Raw genomic sequence first — 19,392 nt, 5'->3', positions numbered from 1 at the left:
CTTTATCTCGACTCACGGAGCGCGAAAGGGCTTGGCCGATACGGCCTTGAAGACGGCCGATTCGGGCTATCTCACGCGCCGACTGGTGGACGTGGCGCAGGATGTCATCGTTACCGAGGTGGATTGTGGTACGCCCAATGGGATATGGGTCACCCCTCTCATAGAAGGGGGCGAGGTTATCCAGCCCCTGCGCGACCGAATGCTCGGCCGGGTAGCCCTGGATGATATCCATGACCCCTTCACAGGAGAGGTGCTGGTGGAGGGCAACCAGGAGATCGTTGAGGTATTGGCCAGCAAGATCGAAAATGCCGGTATCGACAGGGTCAAAATCCGCTCGGTCCTCACCTGTGAGGCGCGACGAGGCATCTGCATCAAGTGTTACGGTCGTAACCTTGCCACCGGTAGGCTGGTAGAATTGGGAGAGGCATGCGGTGTCCTGGCGGCGCAGTCTATCGGTGAACCCGGGACCCAGCTGACCATGCGGACATTCCACATCGGGGGTACGGCGAGCCGTGCTGTCGAGCAGAGTACGCTCGAATGCAAGGGCGCGGGAATCGTCAGGTTCGCGAACCTGCGTACGGTCAAGACCGCCAAGGGCGACCATGTGGTGATGAACCGTAACGGCGTGATCAGTATCATCGACGAGAAGGGCCGCAAGAAAGAAAGCTACCCGGCGGTCTACGGCGCTCACCTGAAAGTCGAGGATGGCGCGCCGCTGAAGGCCGGGCAGGTGCTGATGGAGTGGGATCCCTTTACGAGTGCGATTCTGGCAGAGCACGGTGGACGGGTGCACTTCCGGGATGTCGTTGACGGGGTGACCATCCGGGAGGAAGTGGATGAGGTCACCGGTCTATCCCAGCGCGTCGTAGTGGAGCACGGACGGGAGGACTTGCAGCCGAGGATCTCGATTAAGGACGAGGCGGGCGCAACTGTCTTCCGCTGCCTGCTGCCTGTCAGTGCCCACCTTATGGTGAGTGAGGGACAGATGGTATCGGCCGGGGACAGCATTTCGAAAATTCCACGGGAGACGATGAAAACCAAGGATATCACCGGTGGTCTCCCCAGGGTGGCTGAGCTGTTCGAGGCGCGCAGGCCAAAGGATGCTGCCGTCATCTCTGAGATCGACGGCCGTGTGGAATTAGGCGGGATCGCAAAGGGTATGCGCAAACTGTCCGTCAGGGACGAGCATGGGGACGTCAGGGAATACCTGATTGCCCGACGCAGGCATGTTAATGTGTTGGACGGGGATGAGATCAAGGCCGGCGAACCCTTTATGGACGGTCCTATTAACCCCCACGATATCCTGGACGTGTTGGGCGAACAGGAACTCCAGAAGTATCTGGTGAATGAGATCCAAGAAGTCTATCGACTTCAGGGGGTTCAGATCAACGATAAGCACATTGAAGTGATCGTCAGACAGATGCTGAAGCGCGTACGGGTTGAGGCAGTCGGCGATGCTAACTTCCTGGTTGGCGAGCATGTCGATAAGACCGTCTTCCTCGAGGAGAACCAGCGCACCATGGCCTCAGGCGGGACCCCGGCCACCGCCAAGCCTCTACTCTTGGGGATTACAAAGGCGTCGCTCTCCACTGACAGCTTCATCTCCGCCGCCTCGTTCCAGGAAACCACGAAGGTCTTGACGGAGGCAGCCATCAATGGGGCGAGGGACGAATTGCGTGGCCTGAAAGAGAACGTTATTATGGGTCGCCTGATCCCGGCCGGTACCGGGATGAGATGGTACCGGGAGACCACGATTGCTACACCCGAGGTGGCGTTGCCGAAGGAGGTCTTCACTGGGGCGAACGTGGCTGTTGATGAGGGATCGGATGAGTTGGACGACGCATCCCTTGATAATTAATTTAGGGAAGGCATAATTAAAAAGCTTGACAATGAAAATGGAGTCTGTATAATATATTGGTTTGCTTAATAGAGGGAGGAGCCAGTGCCCACCATCCACCAGTTGGTTCGCAAGGGTCGAGCTGCAGCGGTTAAGAAGGCCAAGACGCCCGCGCTACAGCGGTGTCCGCAGCGACGTGGGGTTTGCATTCGTGTCTACACGACGACTCCAAAGAAGCCGAATTCGGCCCTTCGAAAGGTGACCAGGGTGCGTCTCAGTAATGGGATTGAGGTGACAACGTATATTCCAGGGATCGGCCACAATCTGCAGGAGCATTCCATTGTCCTGATCAGGGGAGGGCGCGTGAAGGATCTGCCGGGTGTCCGCTATCATGTGATTCGCGGCGCTCTCGATACGGCAGGAGTCCAGGATCGCAAACAGGCTCGATCCCTCTATGGGGCCAAGAGACCAAAAACCGGTTAACGACCTTCTATACCGAAGAGGCAATCGGCTCTTCACGGACCATGCCTGAAGCGCCGATTTTAATTTTCTGGTCACGTGTAGAGCTCAACATTTCGGGGAACGCTTCATGCCAAGACGAAAAGTAACCGAGAAACGAGAGACGATTGCTGATCCTGTGTACAGCAACCGAATGGTTGCGAAGTTCATCAATACCATGATGGTCAAAGGCAAGAAAAGCGTTGCTGAGTCGATTGTCTACGGGTCGATGAAGATTATCGAGGATCGGGCGAAGACTGATCCGTTGCGAATGTTCAAACAGGCCGTGGACAACGTCAAGCCGGTTCTCGAAGTCAAGTCACGCCGGGTAGGTGGCGCGACCTATCAGGTACCGGTAGAGGTCCGAGCGGATCGCAGGACCTCCTTGGCGTTCCGTTGGATCATCGGCTTCTCAAGAAAGCGCACAGAGAAGACGATGGCGGAGCGGTTGGCTGCTGAGTTGACAGAGGCGGCGGCTAACCGGGGAAACTCGGTAAAGAAAAAGGAAGACACGCATAAGATGGCGGAGGCGAATAAGGCGTTTGCCCATTATCGCTGGTAACAGGAAGTTGTAAGTATCGAGTTCAGAACTTGAACCCAGAAATCCTCAATCTAAAATCTGATACGTAGACATGGCTGAGACATACTCTATAGAGACGGTCCGGAATATCGGGATCATGGCCCACATCGATGCGGGGAAGACTACCACCACCGAGCGGATCCTGTATTACACCGGTAAAACCTATAAGATTGGGGAGGTGCACGAGGGTTCCACCGAGATGGACTGGATGGAGCAGGAGCGTGAGCGGGGGATTACAATCACCTCCGCTACTACCACCTGCTTTTGGCGGAACCATCGGATCAACATTATCGATACCCCGGGACACGTTGATTTTACGGTTGAGGTCGAACGATCCCTTCGGGTATTGGATGGGGCCGTGGCAATCTTCGATGCGGTGGCTGGGGTGGAACCTCAGTCCGAGACGGTGTGGCGTCAGGCGGATAAGTATGGGGTTCCCCGTATCGCCCTGGTCAATAAAATGGATCGCATGGGCGCGAATTTCGACCAGTGCGTTCGGATGATCGTTGAGCGCCTTGGGGCTAATCCGTTGGTTGTGCAGCTCCCCATCGGCAAAGAGGATCATTTTGAGGGTGTTGTCGACCTGATCCGGATGAAGGCGATCATCTGGGATGAGGAAACGCTCGGGGCAAGCTACCGGGAGGATGAGATTCCTGATGAGATGCGCCCGCGGGCCCAGGAGGCTCGCGAGCGGCTGTTGGAGACGATCGCCGAAGTGGACGACGGGTTCCTTGTCCGGTACGTGGATGGTCTTGCGGTTGGACCGGAGGAAATCAAGGCCGCCATCCGCAGTGCTGTACTCAAGCTCCAGTTGGTTCCGGTTATTGCCGGCGCCTCGTTCAAGAACAAAGGAGTACAGCCATTACTGGACGCGGTTGTGGACTATCTTCCATCCCCGGTTGACCTGCCGCCCATCGAGGGTCTCGATACGGCCACCGGGAAATCTACAGTACGAATCCCGAAGCCGAAGGAACCGTTCGCCGCGTTAGTATTCAAGATCATGACGGATCCCTATGTCGGGCAACTGGCTTTTTTCAGAGTCTATTCAGGCAGCCTGAGCTCTGGCAGCCAGGTGTACAACTCGACGCGCGGCACCCGCGAGCGGATCGGACGCCTGCTACGAATGCACGCTAACAAGCGCGAGGAGATTAAGGAGGTCTCGGCCGGTGATATTGCGGCCGCTGTGGGACTCAAGGGCGCTCGAACGGGCGACACCCTGTGCGACGAGGTCAACCAGATTATTCTGGAATCGATTGAGTTTCCTGAACCGGTTATCTCGGTGGCCATTGAGCCGAAGACGAAAGAAGGGCAGGATCGGCTTGCGGCCGGACTTGCCGCGTTGGCCAATGAGGATCCGACCTTTCGCGCCAGCACGGACGAAGAGACCGGCCAGACGATCATCTCCGGCATGGGAGAACTGCATCTTGAGATTATTGTCGACAGGCTCATGCGGGAGTTTCGGGTCGAGGCCAATGTGGGCAAACCCGAGGTAGCCTATCGTGAAACCGTCACGACATTGGCTGAGGCTGAAGGCCGATATGTGCGGCAGACCGGTGGGCGTGGACAGTACGGACACGTCTGGATCAAAGTGGAACCCTCGCCCGCTCGATCGGGATTCGAATTCGTCAACAAGATTGTGGGCGGCGTGGTGCCCAAAGAGTATATCCCCGCGGTGGAGAAAGGCATCAAGGAAGCATTGCAGACCGGGGTAGTGGCCGGCTACCCCGTCATCGATGTGAAGGTCACCCTCTATGACGGATCGTATCACGAGGTGGACTCCTCAGAGATGTCGTTTAAGATCGCCGGCTCAATGGCTTTCAAAGCGGCGACCAGCCGGGCGAAGCCGGTGCTGCTGGAACCGATCATGCGGGTCGATGTCTCGACGCCGGAGGATTTTCTTGGCGAGGTCATCGGTAATCTGAATTCGCGTCGCGGCCGGGTAACCGGGATCGAGTCTAGGCTGGCCGCCCAGGTGGTTCAAGCGGATGTGCCGCTATCCGAGATGTTTGGGTATGCCACTGACCTGCGTTCAGCGACCCAGGGTCGGGCCGCTCACACGATGCAGTTTTCGCGGTACGAGCCTGTCCCCGCCAGCATTGCGGAGGAGATTGTGGCCCGTATGGGCGGGCGGCTCGGTGGACGGTAGGCGGACGCAGTTTCGTTGCTAAAGGAGTTGGCTATGGCCAAGGCGAAATTCGAGCGGACGAAAGAACACATGAACATCGGGACCATCGGGCACATCGACCACGGCAAGACCACCCTGACCGCGGCGATCACGAAGGTCCTGCACGCGGCGAACCCGAAGGTCAACTTCGTCCCCTTCGACCAGATCGATAAAGCGCCGGAGGAGAAGGAGCGGGGGATCACCATCAATATCGCGCACGTGGAGTACGAGACGCAAAAGCGCCACTACGCGCACGTCGACTGCCCCGGCCACGCCGACTACATCAAGAACATGATTACCGGCGCCGCCCAGATGGACGGCGCGATCCTGGTCGTCGCCGCCTCCGAAGGGCCGATGCCGCAGACCCGCGAGCATATCCTGCTCGCCCGCCAGGTCAACGTCCCCAACCTCGTCGTCTTCCTGAACAAGGTCGACCTGGTGGATGACCCCGAACTGCTCGAGCTGGTCGAACTGGAGGTCCGCGAGCTGCTCACGAGCTACAACTTCCCCGGCGACGAGATCCCCTTCGTTCGCGGCAGCGCGCTCAAAGCGTTGGAGGCCGGCAGCGGTGACCGCAGCAATCCGGCGGCCGCACCGATCTTCGAACTCATGGACGCCGTCGATGCCTACTTCCCCGCCCCCGTTCGCGTCCTCGACAAGCCGTTCCTCATGCCGATTGAGGACGTCTTCTCGATCTCCGGGCGCGGGACCGTCGTCACCGGCCGCGTCGAGCGCGGCATCATCAAGGTGGCTGACGAGGTGGAGCTCATCGGCATCCGGGACACCCAGCGGACCGTCGTGACCGGCGTCGAGATGTTCCGCAAGCTCCTCGACCAGGGCCAGGCCGGCGACAACGTGGGACTGCTCCTGCGGGGGACCAAGCGCGAAGAGGTGGAGCGCGGCCAGGTGGTGGCCAAGCCCGGTTCCATTACCCCCCACACGCGCTTTAAGGCCGAGGCCTACATTCTCACCAAGGAAGAGGGCGGCCGTCATACCCCCTTCTTCAACGGCTATCGGCCCCAGTTCTACTTCCGGACCACCGACGTGACCGGGGTCTGTACGCTCCCCGCGGGGACCGAAATGGTCATGCCGGGCGACAACGTCAGCCTTGCGGTCGAACTGATTCAGCCGATCGCCATGGAGAAGGAGTTACGCTTCGCGATCCGCGAGGGCGGCCGCACCGTCGGGGCCGGCGTGGTGAGCGAGGTGGTGGAGTAGGGGGCCAGAACAGGGAATAATGGAAAATCAGCGGATACGAATCAGGCTGAAGGCCTATGATCACCGAATCCTTGACCAGTCGGCCAAGGAGATTGTCAATACTGCCCAGCGAACGGGCGCGAGGGTCTCTGGACCCATTCCGCTACCGACTAAGATCAGTCGATTTACCGTGTTGCGCTCGCCGCACATCGATAAGAAGTCGCGCGAACAGTTCGAGATCCGGACCCATTTACGGCTGATGGATATCGTGGATGCGCAGCCTCAGACGGTAGATGCCCTGATGCGGCTCGACCTGCCGGCTGGTGTCGACGTGGAGATTAAGCTCTAGAAAACGTGATCAGCTAGTAATAGCCGGCTGGAAGCTGATAACTGCTAGCTAAGGATTAAAGGATTAATTGCTGTGAGCATCGGATTGCTTGGTAAAAAAGTCGGGATGACGCAACTGTTTAACGCTAACGGGGATGCCATCCCGGTCACTATCATTGAGGCTGGTCCGTGCCCGGTCGTACAACGGAGGACCATCGGGACTGACGGCTACGAGGCGATCCAGATCGGCTACCGGGCGGAACGGAAGACCAGGAAGGTCACCCGGCCGCTCAAGGGCCACTTCGATAAGGCCAAGGTAGCGCCCCAGAAACATCTCAGGGAGTTTCGGCTGGAACCCGTGGAGAGTTCGAAGTATCCCGTTGGTCTGACTCTGACCGTGGACCTGTTCGCGCCGGGAGAGACAGTCTGCGTGACCGGGATTACAAAAGGGAAGGGCTTTCAGGGCGGGGTTAAGCGGTGGGGATATCTCGGCGGTCCTGAGACGCATGGCTCTATGTTCCACCGCGCCCCGGGGTCAATCGGTGCGTCGTCCTTTCCGTCCAGGGTCTTCAAAGGACACCATATGCCTGGACGGATGGGTACCGATACTGCGAGCGTCAAGGGGCTCAAGGTCGTGAAGGTTCTCCCAGAGCAGAATCTGGTGCTGGTCAAGGGCGCTGTGCCCGGACCGGCCGGCGGCCTGGTTACGATCTCCAAGCGAGGCTAAGGCGATGGCGGTTACAGTCCAGGCTTTGGATACGAACGGCGTGAAAACAACAGATGTTGCTCTTGATGAGGCGGTGTTCGGCGTCATCACTGTGCCACAGTTATTGCACGACGTGGTCAAGATGCAGCTTGCCAATCGTCGTCAGGGGACCGCTTCGACCCGTACGCGATCTGAAGTTCGCGGGGGCGGAAAAAAGCCCTGGAAGCAGAAGGGGACTGGTCGAGCACGATCCGGCACAAGACGCTCACCCCTGTGGCGTGGTGGGGGTACGGTATTCGGTCCCAAGCCTCGGAGTTACGGCTACGTAGTCCCGCGTCAAGTACGGGCGGCCGCGCTTCGAGCTGCCCTCTCTGAGAAGGTCAGAGCCGGTCAGTTTATGGTGGTCGACAGCCTTTCACTGGAGGAACCGAGCACAAAGGCGTTCAAAGCCCTGCTGGAGCGATTGGGGGTTCAGGGACGCGCATTGATTGTGACAGACCACGTGGGGCAAAATGATGCGACGGCCAAGTCCTGCCGTAATCTACCTCATCTCACACTTATACCGACGCAGGGGCTGAACGTGTACGATATCCTGAGGCATGATACCCTTGTCATGACCAAGAGTGCGGTAAGCACGGTAGAAGAGGCATGGAGGCCATGAGAGGGGCATATCAGATCATCCGTCGTCCTCTCATCACTGAAAAAGGGACCGATTTGAAGGATGCCGCCAACCAGTACCTTTTCGAAGTGGCCCGAGATGCCAATAAGATCGAGATCAAGCGTGCGGTCGAATCGCTGTTTCGAGTGAAGGTGCTACAGGTGCGGACCCTGTCCGTCAAGGGCAAAAAAAAGCGGCTGGGACGGTTTATTGGTCGTACATCCGATTGGAAGAAGGCAGTGGCGACTCTGAGAGAAGGGGAAACCATAGAATTCTTCGAGGGAGCATAGATGCCGATCCGAGCGTATAAACCGACATCTGCCGGCAGGCGCTTCCAGACGGTTCTGGAGTATGCTGATGTGACTAGGGCCACCCCGGAGAAGGCGCTTCTCCGCCCGCTAAGGAAGAGTGGGGGACGGAACGGTGCCGGCAGGCTTACCGTGCGCCATCATGGAGGTGGGCATAAGCAACAGTATCGCTTGGTTGATTTCAAGCGGAATAAGCCCGGGGTTCCAGCAAAGGTGGCGTCGATTGAGTACGATCCGAACCGTTCCGCGCGAATTGCGCTCCTCCACTACGCGGATGGCGAGAAGCGGTATATCGTGGGGCCATTGGGCCTTCAGGTCGGGGAGCAACTGATGTCCGGTCCTGATGCCGAGATCAAGGTTGGCAACGCCCTCCCATTGCGCGCTATTCCTGTCGGCATCACGCTTCATAATCTTGAGCTCAAGCCCGGTAAGGGGGCTCAACTGGCCAGAAGCGCTGGCTCTGGCGTACAATTCCTGGCCAAAGAGGGTGATTACGGCCTGGTGAAGCTTCCTTCCGGTGAGTTGCGTCGGATCAGTCTTGATTGTACGGCGGTCATTGGTCAAGTGGGGAACCTGGACTACGAGAACGTGTCGTTGGGAAAGGCTGGACGGTCACGATGGCTCGGGATCAGGCCCGCTGTTCGAGGTGTGGCTATGAACCCTCATGATCATCCGCTGGGCGGGGGGGAGGGAAAATCCTCCGGTGGTCGCCATCCCTGTAGTCCATGGGGGAAACTCGAGCGAAAAACGAGAAAGAAGGGGAAGCCCTCAGATCGCCTTATTGTCAAGCGCAGAAAGTAAGTGTGGAGTGCGGAGTGCGAGGCGCGACAGAGAATCTTTTGGGAGTCAGATCTCGGAGTTCGCAGTTCGTACCGCTGAACGGAGGGTAGCGTGCCGCGTTCACTGAAAAAGGGTGCGTACGTAGAGCCGAAGCTTCTCAAGAAGATCGAAGCGATGAATGAGGGAAGGGAGAAGAAGATCATCAAGTCCTGGTCGAGGCGCTCCGTTATTCTTCCGGAATTTGTCGGACATACGCTGGCGATCCATAACGGCAAGAAGTTTATCCCGATTTACATCAGTGAGAATATGGTCGGGCATAAACTGGGGGAGTTTTCTCCAACCAGGACCTTCCGTGGACATGGAGCGCATACTGCGCGTTCCACTGCACTCAAATAAAGAGGATTGTATCGATCATGGAATGTCGTGCGGTCGGCCGCTTTATAGGAATCCCGCCACGTAAGGCGAGACTCGTCGTTGACCTGATTCGCGGTCGAGGCATTAATCAGGCTCTCGACACCGTTAGGTATACCAAAAAGTATGCCGCCAGGGTCATAGAGAAGATTCTCAAGTCGGCGCTCGCGAATGCGCAGCATAACCACGGGGCGAAGAATATCGATCGGCTGTTCGTCAAGGAAGCCTTTGTCGATCAGGGCCCAACCGTCAAGCGGTTCCGGCCTCGTGCTATGGGACGGTCGAACCCCATTAAAAAGCGGAGTAGCCACATTACTATCGTCCTGACTGAGAAGGAAGCTGCCCTTTAATCGAGTCTTCGCGGGTGACGGCATGAGCCTGCTCCCGTGAGGTTCGGTCAGAGCGAGATGGCGGAGGTGTGATGGGACAGAAGGTGCACCCTGTAGGATTTCGGCTGGGCCTGATCAAACCGTGGAGGTCTAGGTGGTTTGCTGTGAAGGGGTATGCGGATGCCCTGCATGAAGATCTTAAATTCCGGCGCTTTATCAAGGAACGGGTCTACCATGCTGGTGTGTCCGGGATCGATATCGAGCGAAAGGCTGATCAGGTTCGTATCGTGATCCACACCGCGAGGCCCGGTATTATTATCGGAAAAAAGGGTTCTGAGGTCGATAAGTTGAAAGTGGCCCTATCCGGCATGACCAAGAAGCCGATTCAACTGGATATTGTCGAGGTTCGAAGGGCGGAACTGGACGCTCAACTGATTGCTGAGCAGATTGCGTCGCAATTGATGCGCCGAGTTGCTTTCAGGCGGGCGATGAAAAAAACCGTCCAGTCCTCGATGCGGCTGGGAGCTCAAGGTGTTCAGATTGCATGCGCCGGTCGACTGGCCGGAGCAGAGATTGCGCGCAGAGAATGGTATCGCGAGGGACGGATGCCATTAAATACGCTGCGAGCCGACATCGACTACGGGTTCACTCAGGCCAAGACTACGTATGGGCTGATTGGAGTCAAGTGCTGGGTCTACCACGGGGAGGCGATGCCGGAGGCGTTGGCGGCTAAACAGGAACGGGAAATTCCACAAGCAAGCCCGCGGCGGCCCAGGGGGCTCAATCCGACGCAGGGCTAGGGAACGCGATGCTGGCACCAAAGCGAGTCAAGTTTCGGAAGCAACACCGGGGAAGACGGTCCGGGATCGCCGTCGGCGGGTCGGCGTTGGCCTTTGGAGAATATGGCCTGAAGGCCATGGAAGCGGCATGGATTACCAATCGCCAGATCGAGGCGGCCCGCCGGGCCATGACGCGGCATATCAAGAGGGGTGGCAAGGTGTGGATCCGGATCTTCCCGGATAAACCGATCACGAAGAAGCCTGCGGAGACCCGGATGGGTAAGGGGAAGGGTGCGCCGGAAGGTTGGGTGGCGGTGGTGAAACCCGGTCGCGTTCTGTGTGAGATGGAAGGGGTTACGGAGACAACCGCCAAGGAGGCTATGCGTCTAGCTGCACATAAACTGCCCATTGCTACGCGGTTTGTGTCCCGTACGATGGTGGTGAGCTGAGGGCGAGGATGGATGTGAAGGAGTTCCGGGAACTGAGCGCGGCGGAGTTGGAGCAAAAGCTCCACGAAATACGAGACGAACTCTTTAAGCTGAAGCTGAGAGCTTCGGTAGCGCAACTTGAGAATCCGGCCCGTATCCGCCGGCTTCGTCGGGAGATTGCCGTCGGAGAGACGGTGCGGAGAGAGTCCTTACGTAACCAGGCATTATCAGAGGTGGAGCGGACGCCATGACCGAACAGCAGAAGAGGGGTCGCCGAAAAGCCTTGGTGGGGGTCGTGGTGAGCGATAAGATGCACAAGACTGTTGTCGTCATGGTTGAGCGTCTCGTACGTCACGAGGCATATGGCAAAATGGTCCGCTATCGGACAAAGGTCAAAGCCCACGACGAGGATAATCGGTGCGGCATGGGCGACAGGGTCGCCATCGAAGAGGCTCGGCCTTTGAGTAAAGAGAAGCATTGGCGGGTAACAGAAATCCTGGAGAAGGCGGCTGTGTAGTGGTAGGTGCCTCGCCGTTCGCCCTCACCTCATCATCATGTGGATGGATACGAGGAAGGTAGACGATTATGATCGGCTTGCGGACAATCATGGAGGTGGCCGACAATTCCGGCGCCAAGCGGATCTCCTTGATCAAAGTGCTGGGAGGATCTGGGAAGCGGTACGCCCGCTTAGGCGATGTCATCGTCGCGAACGTCAAGGAGGCGGTCCCGGAGGGTTCGGTGAAGAAGGGCGCTGTGGTAAAAGCGGTGGTGGTCAGGACATCGAAGGAGCTGCGACGCTCGGATGGCTCGTACATCAAATTCGATCGGAACGCCGCCGTGCTTCTGAACGAGCAGAATAACCCGGTCGGCACCCGGATTTTTGGTCCGGTGGCCCGAGAGTTGCGCGAGGCGCGGTTTATGAAGATTATCTCCTTGGCGCCAGAGGTGGTCTGAGGTGGCAAGGGCTGAGTCTATGAGGGCATGATGGCGGTAGGACAGGGTTTGCAGATCAAGAAAAACGATCTGGTCGCCGTGATTGCTGGGAAGGACAAGGGGAAGCGGGGCAAGGTGATGAAGGTCATTCCCAAGACCCTGCGTGCCTTGGTGGAAAAGGTAAACATGGTGAAACGCCACACCAAGCCTGGCCAGGCCTCAAAGCAGGGGGGGATCCTTGAACGAGAGAATCCCATTCATACTTCGAACCTGATGCTGGTGTGCAATAAATGTAACCGCCCTGTTCGTGTCGGCTTTAGTCGTCTCGCCGATGGCCGAAAGGTGCGGGTGTGTAAAAAGTGTAGCGAGCAGGTTGATTAGAGGAAGGATGATGGCGCAAGGGACTAAGACAAAGAAGAAAGAGAAAACGGAGCCTCGCTCGCTGCCACGACTCCGCGAACGCTTTCGCGAAGTGATTGCTCCTGCCCTTATGAAGCAATTCAGGTATAAGAATATCTGGCAGGTGCCCCGTCCATCGAAGGTTGTCATCAATATGGGACTGGGGGAGGCGGTGGCGAATGTAAAGGTGATCGACGCTGCAGTCGAGGAACTCTCAGCCGTCACCGGACAGAAGCCGGTCGTCACGCGTGCCAAGAAGTCTGAGGCAGGATTCAAGCTGAGGACCGGAGTTCCTATCGGCTGCAAGGTCACCCTGCGCGGGGATCGGATGTATGAGTTTCTCGATCGGTTCGTGAATGTTGCACTTCCGCGAATCCGAGACTTCAGAGGCGTCCCAGCCAAGTCGTTCGATGGCCGCGGTAATTATAATCTGGGGATAAGGGAACAACTCATCTTCCCGGAGATTAAGTACGATAAGGTGGATGCGGTCCGCGGAATGGATATCGCCATTGAGACGTCAGCGAGGACAGACGAGCAGGCGCGTGCGCTCTTAGAGCATCTGGGATTCCCCTTTCAGAAGAGCTAGCGGTACACAGAGCGGTCAACCGTCAGCTATCAGCGAAGACACGGCGCGTGTTTATCATCGCTGAAAGCCGGTCGCTGATTGCTGAGGGCTAGGGAGCAGCATATGGCAAAGCGTTCATTGATTGTAAAAAGCCAGCGTAAGCCGAAATTCAAGGTACGTAGTTATCATCGGTGTCGCATCTGTGGGCGACCGCGCGGCTACCTCAGAAAGTTTGAAATGTGTCGAATCTGCTTTCGGGATCTGGCGCTTCGAGGCGAGATCCCCGGCGTTATCAAGGCAAGTTGGTAGGGGCGTGGCGCGTGTCCACCACTCGAAGGCGCGAGCCTTCCAGGCGCCGAATATTGAACGCTAAACGTGGAGCAATCTGACCATGATGACCGATCCCATCGCCGACATGCTGACCAGGGTCAGGAACGCCAACTTGGCCGTTCATGATAACGTCCATATGCCGGCTTCCAGAGTGAAGGTAGAGATTGCGAAGGTCCTGCGGGAGGAAGGTTATATCAAGAACTTCAAGCTGCTTGAGGTCGACAACCATCGAGTGCTTCGGATCTACATGAAGTACGGTGCGGGGGACCAGCGGATTCTCAGTGGCCTTCGACGCGTCAGCCGGCCCGGGCTTCGGGTGTATGCGACGTCGCGGCGGCTACCTCGGGTTATGAATGGTCTGGGCGTCGCGATCCTGTCGACCTCGCAGGGGATCATGACAGAACGTGTGGCCAGAGATCGCGGGGTAGGTGGCGAGGTGCTGTGCTACGTCTGGTAAAGGCAACGCGGGGCCATGGATCAGGGCCGCGAAGGGTAGTGTCGGGGTGCGTCAGGGCCATGAGGGTGCTGCACTTTAGAGGGAACAGGTAAGGTATGTCGCGAATCGGAAAGAAGCCAATTCCGTTCTCGGATCAGGTGAAGATAGAGATTGCGGGGAGTAACATCTCTGTCCAGGGGCCCAATGGTAAGCTTTCACTTCGCCTCCATCCTTCAATGGCGGTGAAGGTGGAGGATAGCCGGCTTCATTGTATGCGGCCCTCGGACAATAAACTCCATCGTTCGCTTCATGGACTGACTCGTACGCTGATCGCCAATATGATCGAGGGGGTCACCAAAGGATTCGAGAAGAAGCTGGAGATGATAGGGGTCGGCTATCGCGCTTCAGTGCAGGGGAGTAATCTCGCGCTGATGTTAGGCTATTCGCATCCTCTCATCTTTCCGTTGCCTGACGGGATCAATGTATCAGTGGAGAGCCAGAATCTGGTGACGGTCTCCGGGGCGGATAAACAGCAGGTCGGAGAAGTAGCCGCCAAGATCCGGAGCCTCAGATCGCCGGAGCCGTATAAGGGCAAAGGGGTCAAGTATGCGGGGGAGCGTATCCGGCGGAAGGCCGGGAAGGCTGGGGCGTAAGGTCGGATTGCGCGTATCGGGGAGGGCTTGAGTTGGTGGGCCACGAAGGAAAACAAGAACATCGGCTGCGACGTCATCGCCGAATCAGGAAGCGTATCGTAGGTAGCGCAGCCTACCCACGGCTCTGTGTATTCAGAAGCGCTCGTCATATTTACGCCCAGATCGTCGATGACGAGCGGGGTAAGACGCTTGCTGCCGCTTCTACCCTTTCGAGGGAAATCAGAGAACAGGGCAAGGTGGGGAGTAAGACTGCTGCTGCCCGGTTAGTCGGTGAGCTGTTGGCGAGCAAGGCCTTGGCGGCTCAAATTTCCCGGGTGGTCTTTGACCGCGGTGGGTTCAAGTTCCATGGACGCGTGAAGGCGTTGGCCACCGGGCTTGGAGAAAAAGGGGTCAGAATCTAGTCGTCTGAACGTATGCCTGAGCTTATGGCTGTATCGAGGCCGATCAGGCTTGCGGTGACCGCTCCAGCCTTTCGCTCGTCGCGTTGCTGACATAAGAGAGAGAAGGAGAAGATTTGAAGCCGATCAAAGCTGACTCGCTGAACCTCGCCGAGCGCATTGTCCATATCAATCGGGTCGCCAAAGTAGTAAAGGGGGGGCGGCGATTCCACTTCAGCGCCCTTGTTGTGGTGGGCGATCAGAACGGACACGTCGGGATCGGATTGGGAAAAGCGCACGAGGTACCGGAGGCGATTCGTAAGGGGATTGAGGCCGCTAAGAAAGATCTGGTCGGCATATCGCTGATGCAAACGAGCATTCCTCACGAGGTTACCGGAAGGTTCGGCTCCAGCAGGGTCATCCTGAAGCCGGCCTCACAAGGAACCGGGGTCGTAGCGGGGAGGGCGGCCCGCGCGGTGTTGGAGGCGGCTGGCGTCCGGGATGTCCTGTCGAAATCGCTGGGATCTGATAATCCCCATAATGTTGTGAAGGCGACGTTGCAGGGCTTACAATCGCTTCGTGCGCCTGAGGACGTGGCGCGCGCGCGAGGCGCCCGTCAGGAAGGGCTGGTCGCACAAGGGGCACAAGGGGCATAAGATGGACAAAGGTCTTCGAATCATTCTCCGAAAAAGTATGATCGGCCATCCGACGCGCCAAGCCCAGGTTCTCGCCGGACTCGGCTTGCGTCGAATCAATCAATCTGTAATCCGCGCCGACACCCCGACCATTCGGGGCATGATCAGGAAGGTGATCCACCTGGTCGATGTGCAGCAGGTTGATAACGAGGAGAGGGGATGAAGCTGCACGAGTTGAAGCCGCAAGCGGGGGCTGGCCGGCACACGAAACGAGTTGGCCGAGGCACCGGCTCGGGGCACGGAAAAACATCGGGCAGAGGAGAAAAGGGCCAGAAGGCTCGTTCCGGTGCCCATATCCATCCCTGGTTCGAGGGTGGCCAGCTCCCACTGCATCGCCGTGTGCCAAAACGTGGTTTTACCAACAGGTTCAGGAAGGTCTACGCCACCGTGAACCTGAAAGACCTGGAGCGTTTTGAATCAGGAACCAGAGTAACCCCCGGGCTGCTGCAGGAGCGGAGGCTTGTTAAGGACCTGAAGGCTGGGCTGAAGGTTCTGGCTGATGGAGTTCTCAGCAAGTCTCTGAGCGTAGCTGCCCATAAGTTCTCCAAGCGGTCGATTGAGAAGATCCTTGCCGCCGGTGGGAAGGTCGAGGTTATTGGCACATGATTGAGGGCGTTGAAAATATCTTCAGGATCCCTGAGCTCAAGAAGCGAATTATCTTTACCGCCCTTGCGCTGATCGCCTACCGAATAGGGTCTCATATCCCGACGCCCGGCATCGACGCTCGCGCCCTTGCATCGTTTTTTCAGCAGGCAGGCGGGACGCTGCTCGGCTTCTTTGATCTCTTTTCGGGCGGCGCGCTGCGTCGCCTCAGCATCCTGGCGCTCGGCATCATGCCGTACATCAGCGCGTCGATTATCCTGCAGCTCCTCGCGGTGGTCTTTCCTCCCTTGGAAAAGCTGAGCAAAGAAGGGGAGCAGGGTCGTAAGAAGATCTCTCAATACACGCGGTACGGCACCGTCCTGCTTGCGGCTATCCAGGCCATGGGGATCGCTATCGGTCTTGAGAGTATGCGGAGCCCGATTGGCGAGCAGATCGTCGTGAATCCGGGAGTAGGCTTTCGCCTGATGACCACGATTACGCTGACAACAGGGGCGATCTTCTTGATGTGGCTTGGCGAGCAGATTACTGAGCGAGGGATCGGAAACGGGATCTCTCTCCTCATCTTTGCCGGCATCATTGTCCGGATGCCTGAGGCGATCGTTAATACGTGGCGGCTTCTGGCGACAGGCGAATTAAAGGCGCTGGCGTTACTGATCGTCCTGGCTCTGATGGTGTTGGTGGTGGCCGGCGTGATCATCATGACGCTCGGCCAAAGACCGATAGCGGTGCAGTATGCGAAAAGGGTTGTCGGACGGCGGATCTACGGAGGCCAGAGCACGCATATCCCGTTGCGGATCAACACTGCCGGGGTCATTCCGGTGATCTTTGCCGCGTCTATCATCGTATTCCCGGCGACGATCGCTCAATTTTTTAATCACCCCTGGATGCAGGCGGTGGCCAGGGCGCTTTCTCCGGCTACTGTTACCTACACGGTGCTCTATGCGGTGGCCATCATTTTCTTCACCTATTTTTATACCGCTATCGTTTTTAACCCGACTGACGTTGCTGATAACATGAGAAAGTACGGGGGCTTCATCCCGGGCATTCGACCGGGAGCGAAAACCGCGGAATTTATCGAGAAGGTGTTGGATCGAATCACGCTAGTGGGGGCGATCTACTTGACACTGATCTCAATTCTTCCGGAATTGTTGATCACGACGATGAATGTCCCGTTCTTTTTTGGGGGAACATCCCTCTTGATTGTGGTCGGCGTGGCCCTGGATACCGTACAGCAGGTCGAGTCTCACTTACTCATGCGTCACTACGAGGGTTTCTTAAAGAAGAGTCGAATTAAGGGCAGGCTGGGGTAGTGGGTTATGCGGCTCGTCCTGCTGGGACCGCCGGGCGCTGGCAAGGGGACACAGGCCAGGCTGCTGACGGCCAAGTTTGATGCCGCTCACGTCTCTGCCGGTGACCTGCTGCGACAAGCAGTGGCCGACGGCTCAGAACTTGGACAGGCAGCCAAGTCGATTATGGCCCAAGGCGCTCTCGTACCCGATGGAGTCGTTATTGAAATCATCGAAGAGCGATTGGGCAGACCCGATTGCGCCAGCGGCTACATCCTTGACGGGTTTCCAAGGACGCTGCGCCAGGCCGAGGCGCTCTCGGAAGTTCTGAAGGTGTTGCGCGCCCCGCTGGATTGGGTCATCAGTGTGGAGGTGTCTGAAGACGACCTGGTGAGCCGACTGGCCGGTCGGCGAATTTGCCGAGCTTGCGGGTCGATGTTCCACGTTGATACGAAGCCGCCAGCACAGGTTGGAGTCTGTGACAACTGTGGGGGCCAGCTCTTCCAGCGAGACGATGATAAGGAGAACACGATTCGCCATCGCCTTCGGGTCTACCGGGAACAAACAGAGCCTTTGATCGCCTATTACAATAAGATGGGGTTGCTGAGGCGGATTGATGGTCATGGGACGATCGAGGAGATTGCTGAACGCATCCATCAAGCCCTAGGGGACGGGTAGGAACAGCTATGATGATCTTGAAATCCCCTTGGGAAATTGATCTGATGCGGAAGAGCAGTCGGATTGTGGCGGAAACCCTTGAGAAGCTGGCCGAACTGATTGAACCCGGGCTGACCACCTTGGAGTTAGATCGTTTTGCAGAGGCCTATATCCTGAGGCGAGGTGGCAAGCCGGCGTTCAAGGGCTATCGTGGTTATCCCTACACGCTCTGCGCGTCTGTAAACGAACAGGTGGTCCATGCGTTCCCGTCGGCGAGACACCTCGAGGAAGGCGACATTGTAAGCCTGGACCTCGGAGTTGTTGTCGATGGCTATTACGGGGATGCTGCGGTTACGGTTCCCGTGGGCAAGGTATCCGAGGAGGCTAGGCGCTTGATCGCTGCGACTCGAGAGGCCCTTTCCCGTGCTACTCGAGCTGTACGGGTTGGAAATCATCTCTCCGATATATCGCATGCTGTACAGGACGCTATCGAGGCTCAGGGGTTCTCGGTAGTGCGCCTGTTTGTCGGCCACGGGATCGGTCGGTCTCTTCATGAGGAACCGCAGATTCCAAACTTCGGCCCACCAGCTCAGGGCCCTGTGCTTAAACCCGGCTTAGTTCTGGCCATCGAGCCGATGGCAAATGTCGGCGGCCCGGACGTGATGATCCTCGAGGATCGCTGGACAGCGGTGACGTGCGATAGAAGCCTTTCCGCCCATTTTGAGCACACTGTCGCGCTCACTGAGGACGGGGTACAGGTGCTTACCGGCGCGACCGATGATGAGTTACCTGGGGATGCGGGCCGCTGATGCCGAAGGAAGAGGCGATTGAAGTTGAGGGAACCGTTATCGAGCCGTTACCTAATGCCATGTTTCGAGTAGAACTGGAAACGGGACATAAGGTTCTTGCGCACATTTCCGGAAAGATGCGGATGCATTTCATTCGGATCCTGCCGGGAGACAAGGTGATAGTAGAGCTCTCTCCATACGATCTGACGCGAGGGAGGATCATTTACCGATATAAGTAGACCTCAGAGTGGAGAGCGTGAGCGCGATGAGCGATTTCGTAATGCGGGGGTTGTCATGAAGGTTCGAGCGTCAGTCAAGCCGATGTGTGAGAAGTGTAAGGTTGTTCGACGGAAAAGGGTGCTGCGGATCGTATGCGAAAATCCTCGGCACAAACAACGGCAAGGATAGCCGGTTCACCGGACAGCTGTCAGCTATCAGCTGAAAGCCGTCCTTTGAGGAAACTATGGCACGTATCGCCGGGGTAGATCTTCCGAGAGAAAAACGTCTTGAGGTGGCGCTGACGTATATCTACGGCATTGGCCGCTCTGCTTCGCATAAGATCTTACGGGACTCCGGGGTCAGCCCGGATGTTCGCGTGAAGGACCTTACTGAAGAGGAGGTCACGAAGCTGCGGCGAACCATTGAGGGGAACTACAGAGTTGAAGGGG

32 protein-coding genes are annotated in these 19,392 nt (G+C 57.4%); all 32 read left to right on the top strand.

Annotated features, from left to right (window positions below; genetic code table 11):
• The coding region (locus KGL31_11625; GenBank protein ID MDE2322540.1) for a DNA-directed RNA polymerase subunit beta' at positions 1-1,858 on the top strand (1,858 nt) is incomplete at its 5' end.
• A gap of 84 nt (positions 1,859-1,942) precedes the next feature.
• Positions 1,943-2,320 (top strand): 30S ribosomal protein S12, encoded by a 378-nt coding sequence (rpsL, locus tag KGL31_11620; GenBank protein MDE2322539.1) that lies wholly within the window; start codon positions 1,943-1,945, stop codon positions 2,318-2,320.
• A gap of 106 nt (positions 2,321-2,426) precedes the next feature.
• Positions 2,427-2,897 carry a 30S ribosomal protein S7 gene (gene rpsG / locus KGL31_11615; GenBank protein MDE2322538.1) on the top strand — a complete coding sequence of 157 codons (471 nt, stop codon included), beginning with the start codon at positions 2,427-2,429 and terminating at the stop codon, positions 2,895-2,897.
• Between the two features lie 70 nt (positions 2,898-2,967).
• Positions 2,968-5,061 (top strand): elongation factor G, encoded by a 2,094-nt coding sequence (gene fusA, locus KGL31_11610; protein MDE2322537.1) that lies wholly within the window; start codon positions 2,968-2,970, stop codon positions 5,059-5,061.
• A gap of 33 nt (positions 5,062-5,094) precedes the next feature.
• Positions 5,095-6,297: an elongation factor Tu gene (gene tuf / locus KGL31_11605; protein MDE2322536.1), complete on the top strand. Its 1,203-nt coding sequence runs from the start codon at positions 5,095-5,097 to the stop codon at positions 6,295-6,297.
• 19 nt (positions 6,298-6,316) lie between these two features.
• Positions 6,317-6,625 carry a 30S ribosomal protein S10 gene (rpsJ, locus tag KGL31_11600; GenBank protein MDE2322535.1) on the top strand — a complete coding sequence of 103 codons (309 nt, stop codon included), beginning with the start codon at positions 6,317-6,319 and terminating at the stop codon, positions 6,623-6,625.
• 72 nt (positions 6,626-6,697) lie between these two features.
• Positions 6,698-7,330: a 50S ribosomal protein L3 gene (gene rplC, locus KGL31_11595; protein ID MDE2322534.1), complete on the top strand. Its 633-nt coding sequence runs from the start codon at positions 6,698-6,700 to the stop codon at positions 7,328-7,330.
• A gap of 4 nt (positions 7,331-7,334) precedes the next feature.
• A complete protein-coding gene (gene rplD / locus KGL31_11590) occupies positions 7,335-7,970 on the top strand; it encodes a 50S ribosomal protein L4 (GenBank protein ID MDE2322533.1) in 636 nt (211 codons plus the stop codon).
• Positions 7,967-8,257: a 50S ribosomal protein L23 gene (locus KGL31_11585; protein ID MDE2322532.1), complete on the top strand. Its 291-nt coding sequence runs from the start codon at positions 7,967-7,969 to the stop codon at positions 8,255-8,257. Before rplD ends, KGL31_11585 begins: the two co-directional genes overlap by 4 nt.
• Complete coding sequence (gene rplB, locus KGL31_11580; protein MDE2322531.1) at positions 8,258-9,076, top strand: 50S ribosomal protein L2; 819 nt, start codon at positions 8,258-8,260, stop codon at positions 9,074-9,076.
• A gap of 90 nt (positions 9,077-9,166) precedes the next feature.
• Positions 9,167-9,451, top strand: a complete 285-nt coding sequence (gene rpsS / locus KGL31_11575; protein ID MDE2322530.1) for a 30S ribosomal protein S19 — start codon at positions 9,167-9,169, stop codon at positions 9,449-9,451.
• A 17-nt stretch (positions 9,452-9,468) separates the two neighbouring features.
• Positions 9,469-9,816, top strand: coding sequence for a 50S ribosomal protein L22 (gene rplV, locus KGL31_11570; GenBank protein MDE2322529.1), 348 nt, complete (start codon positions 9,469-9,471; stop codon positions 9,814-9,816).
• A gap of 71 nt (positions 9,817-9,887) precedes the next feature.
• A complete protein-coding gene (gene rpsC / locus KGL31_11565; protein MDE2322528.1) occupies positions 9,888-10,595 on the top strand; it encodes a 30S ribosomal protein S3 in 708 nt (235 codons plus the stop codon).
• A gap of 8 nt (positions 10,596-10,603) precedes the next feature.
• The gene (gene rplP, locus KGL31_11560; GenBank protein ID MDE2322527.1) at positions 10,604-11,023 is read left to right on the top strand and encodes a 50S ribosomal protein L16; all 420 of its coding nucleotides are present in this window, start codon (positions 10,604-10,606) and stop codon (positions 11,021-11,023) included.
• Between the two features lie 8 nt (positions 11,024-11,031).
• On the top strand, positions 11,032-11,253 hold the full coding sequence (locus tag KGL31_11555) for a 50S ribosomal protein L29 (GenBank protein ID MDE2322526.1): 222 nt from the start codon (positions 11,032-11,034) through the stop codon (positions 11,251-11,253).
• Positions 11,250-11,519 carry a 30S ribosomal protein S17 gene (gene rpsQ, locus KGL31_11550; GenBank protein ID MDE2322525.1) on the top strand — a complete coding sequence of 90 codons (270 nt, stop codon included), beginning with the start codon at positions 11,250-11,252 and terminating at the stop codon, positions 11,517-11,519. The genes KGL31_11555 and rpsQ overlap by 4 nt, the downstream gene beginning before the upstream one ends.
• Before the next feature lie 68 nt (positions 11,520-11,587).
• Entirely contained in the window at positions 11,588-11,956 is a 369-nt protein-coding gene (gene rplN / locus KGL31_11545) for a 50S ribosomal protein L14 (GenBank protein MDE2322524.1), read from the top strand.
• Between the two features lie 48 nt (positions 11,957-12,004).
• Positions 12,005-12,316, top strand: coding sequence for a 50S ribosomal protein L24 (gene rplX / locus KGL31_11540; GenBank protein ID MDE2322523.1), 312 nt, complete (start codon positions 12,005-12,007; stop codon positions 12,314-12,316).
• Positions 12,317-12,377: 61 nt separating this feature from the next.
• On the top strand, positions 12,378-12,920 hold the full coding sequence (gene rplE / locus KGL31_11535; protein ID MDE2322522.1) for a 50S ribosomal protein L5: 543 nt from the start codon (positions 12,378-12,380) through the stop codon (positions 12,918-12,920).
• Between the two features lie 102 nt (positions 12,921-13,022).
• Positions 13,023-13,208: a type Z 30S ribosomal protein S14 gene (locus tag KGL31_11530; protein ID MDE2322521.1), complete on the top strand. Its 186-nt coding sequence runs from the start codon at positions 13,023-13,025 to the stop codon at positions 13,206-13,208.
• 82 nt (positions 13,209-13,290) lie between these two features.
• Positions 13,291-13,686 carry a 30S ribosomal protein S8 gene (gene rpsH / locus KGL31_11525; GenBank protein ID MDE2322520.1) on the top strand — a complete coding sequence of 132 codons (396 nt, stop codon included), beginning with the start codon at positions 13,291-13,293 and terminating at the stop codon, positions 13,684-13,686.
• 95 nt (positions 13,687-13,781) lie between these two features.
• The gene (gene rplF, locus KGL31_11520; GenBank protein MDE2322519.1) at positions 13,782-14,318 is read left to right on the top strand and encodes a 50S ribosomal protein L6; all 537 of its coding nucleotides are present in this window, start codon (positions 13,782-13,784) and stop codon (positions 14,316-14,318) included.
• Positions 14,319-14,350: 32 nt separating this feature from the next.
• Positions 14,351-14,719 (top strand): 50S ribosomal protein L18, encoded by a 369-nt coding sequence (rplR, locus tag KGL31_11515; GenBank protein MDE2322518.1) that lies wholly within the window; start codon positions 14,351-14,353, stop codon positions 14,717-14,719.
• A gap of 113 nt (positions 14,720-14,832) precedes the next feature.
• On the top strand, positions 14,833-15,351 hold the full coding sequence (gene rpsE, locus KGL31_11510) for a 30S ribosomal protein S5 (GenBank protein MDE2322517.1): 519 nt from the start codon (positions 14,833-14,835) through the stop codon (positions 15,349-15,351).
• A gap of 1 nt (position 15,352) precedes the next feature.
• Complete coding sequence (gene rpmD / locus KGL31_11505) at positions 15,353-15,553, top strand: 50S ribosomal protein L30 (protein ID MDE2322516.1); 201 nt, start codon at positions 15,353-15,355, stop codon at positions 15,551-15,553.
• The gene (rplO, locus tag KGL31_11500; GenBank protein MDE2322515.1) at positions 15,550-15,996 is read left to right on the top strand and encodes a 50S ribosomal protein L15; all 447 of its coding nucleotides are present in this window, start codon (positions 15,550-15,552) and stop codon (positions 15,994-15,996) included. Before rpmD ends, rplO begins: the two co-directional genes overlap by 4 nt.
• Entirely contained in the window at positions 15,993-17,303 is a 1,311-nt protein-coding gene (gene secY, locus KGL31_11495) for a preprotein translocase subunit SecY (GenBank protein ID MDE2322514.1), read from the top strand. The genes rplO and secY overlap by 4 nt, the downstream gene beginning before the upstream one ends.
• A 6-nt stretch (positions 17,304-17,309) precedes the next feature.
• Positions 17,310-17,957 carry an adenylate kinase gene (locus tag KGL31_11490; GenBank protein MDE2322513.1) on the top strand — a complete coding sequence of 216 codons (648 nt, stop codon included), beginning with the start codon at positions 17,310-17,312 and terminating at the stop codon, positions 17,955-17,957.
• 8 nt (positions 17,958-17,965) lie between these two features.
• Positions 17,966-18,745 carry a type I methionyl aminopeptidase gene (gene map / locus KGL31_11485; protein MDE2322512.1) on the top strand — a complete coding sequence of 260 codons (780 nt, stop codon included), beginning with the start codon at positions 17,966-17,968 and terminating at the stop codon, positions 18,743-18,745.
• A complete protein-coding gene (gene infA, locus KGL31_11480) occupies positions 18,745-18,963 on the top strand; it encodes a translation initiation factor IF-1 (protein ID MDE2322511.1) in 219 nt (72 codons plus the stop codon). The genes map and infA overlap by 1 nt, the downstream gene beginning before the upstream one ends.
• A gap of 55 nt (positions 18,964-19,018) precedes the next feature.
• The gene (rpmJ, locus tag KGL31_11475; GenBank protein MDE2322510.1) at positions 19,019-19,132 is read left to right on the top strand and encodes a 50S ribosomal protein L36; all 114 of its coding nucleotides are present in this window, start codon (positions 19,019-19,021) and stop codon (positions 19,130-19,132) included.
• 55 nt (positions 19,133-19,187) lie between these two features.
• On the top strand, positions 19,188-19,392 hold a 205-nt coding region (rpsM, locus tag KGL31_11470), incomplete at its 3' end, for a 30S ribosomal protein S13 (protein MDE2322509.1).

Source organism: Candidatus Methylomirabilota bacterium, from assembly GCA_028870115.1.
Classification (GTDB): Bacteria; Methylomirabilota; Methylomirabilia; order Methylomirabilales; family Methylomirabilaceae; genus Methylomirabilis.
The sequence above is the reverse complement of the archived record's forward strand: the minus strand, read 5'-3'. Positions and strand labels throughout refer to the sequence as shown.

Coding starts and splice junctions, on each gene's coding strand:
- rpmJ (MDE2322510.1), top strand. CDS start 19,019: ATGAAGGTTCGAGCGTCAGTCAAGCCGATGTGTGAGAAGTGTAAGGTT.
- KGL31_11490 (MDE2322513.1), top strand. CDS start 17,310: ATGCGGCTCGTCCTGCTGGGACCGCCGGGCGCTGGCAAGGGGACACAG.
- fusA (MDE2322537.1), top strand. CDS start 2,968: ATGGCTGAGACATACTCTATAGAGACGGTCCGGAATATCGGGATCATG.
- secY (MDE2322514.1), top strand. CDS start 15,993: ATGATTGAGGGCGTTGAAAATATCTTCAGGATCCCTGAGCTCAAGAAG.
- KGL31_11585 (MDE2322532.1), top strand. CDS start 7,967: ATGAGAGGGGCATATCAGATCATCCGTCGTCCTCTCATCACTGAAAAA.
- infA (MDE2322511.1), top strand. CDS start 18,745: ATGCCGAAGGAAGAGGCGATTGAAGTTGAGGGAACCGTTATCGAGCCG.
- map (MDE2322512.1), top strand. CDS start 17,966: ATGATGATCTTGAAATCCCCTTGGGAAATTGATCTGATGCGGAAGAGC.
- rplD (MDE2322533.1), top strand. CDS start 7,335: ATGGCGGTTACAGTCCAGGCTTTGGATACGAACGGCGTGAAAACAACA.
- rpsJ (MDE2322535.1), top strand. CDS start 6,317: ATGGAAAATCAGCGGATACGAATCAGGCTGAAGGCCTATGATCACCGA.
- rplN (MDE2322524.1), top strand. CDS start 11,588: ATGATCGGCTTGCGGACAATCATGGAGGTGGCCGACAATTCCGGCGCC.
- rplB (MDE2322531.1), top strand. CDS start 8,258: ATGCCGATCCGAGCGTATAAACCGACATCTGCCGGCAGGCGCTTCCAG.
- rpmD (MDE2322516.1), top strand. CDS start 15,353: ATGGACAAAGGTCTTCGAATCATTCTCCGAAAAAGTATGATCGGCCAT.
- KGL31_11530 (MDE2322521.1), top strand. CDS start 13,023: ATGGCAAAGCGTTCATTGATTGTAAAAAGCCAGCGTAAGCCGAAATTC.
- rpsH (MDE2322520.1), top strand. CDS start 13,291: ATGATGACCGATCCCATCGCCGACATGCTGACCAGGGTCAGGAACGCC.
- rpsC (MDE2322528.1), top strand. CDS start 9,888: ATGGGACAGAAGGTGCACCCTGTAGGATTTCGGCTGGGCCTGATCAAA.
- KGL31_11555 (MDE2322526.1), top strand. CDS start 11,032: ATGGATGTGAAGGAGTTCCGGGAACTGAGCGCGGCGGAGTTGGAGCAA.
- rplF (MDE2322519.1), top strand. CDS start 13,782: ATGTCGCGAATCGGAAAGAAGCCAATTCCGTTCTCGGATCAGGTGAAG.
- rplV (MDE2322529.1), top strand. CDS start 9,469: ATGGAATGTCGTGCGGTCGGCCGCTTTATAGGAATCCCGCCACGTAAG.
- rpsG (MDE2322538.1), top strand. CDS start 2,427: ATGCCAAGACGAAAAGTAACCGAGAAACGAGAGACGATTGCTGATCCT.
- rplP (MDE2322527.1), top strand. CDS start 10,604: ATGCTGGCACCAAAGCGAGTCAAGTTTCGGAAGCAACACCGGGGAAGA.
- tuf (MDE2322536.1), top strand. CDS start 5,095: ATGGCCAAGGCGAAATTCGAGCGGACGAAAGAACACATGAACATCGGG.
- rpsQ (MDE2322525.1), top strand. CDS start 11,250: ATGACCGAACAGCAGAAGAGGGGTCGCCGAAAAGCCTTGGTGGGGGTC.
- rplO (MDE2322515.1), top strand. CDS start 15,550: ATGAAGCTGCACGAGTTGAAGCCGCAAGCGGGGGCTGGCCGGCACACG.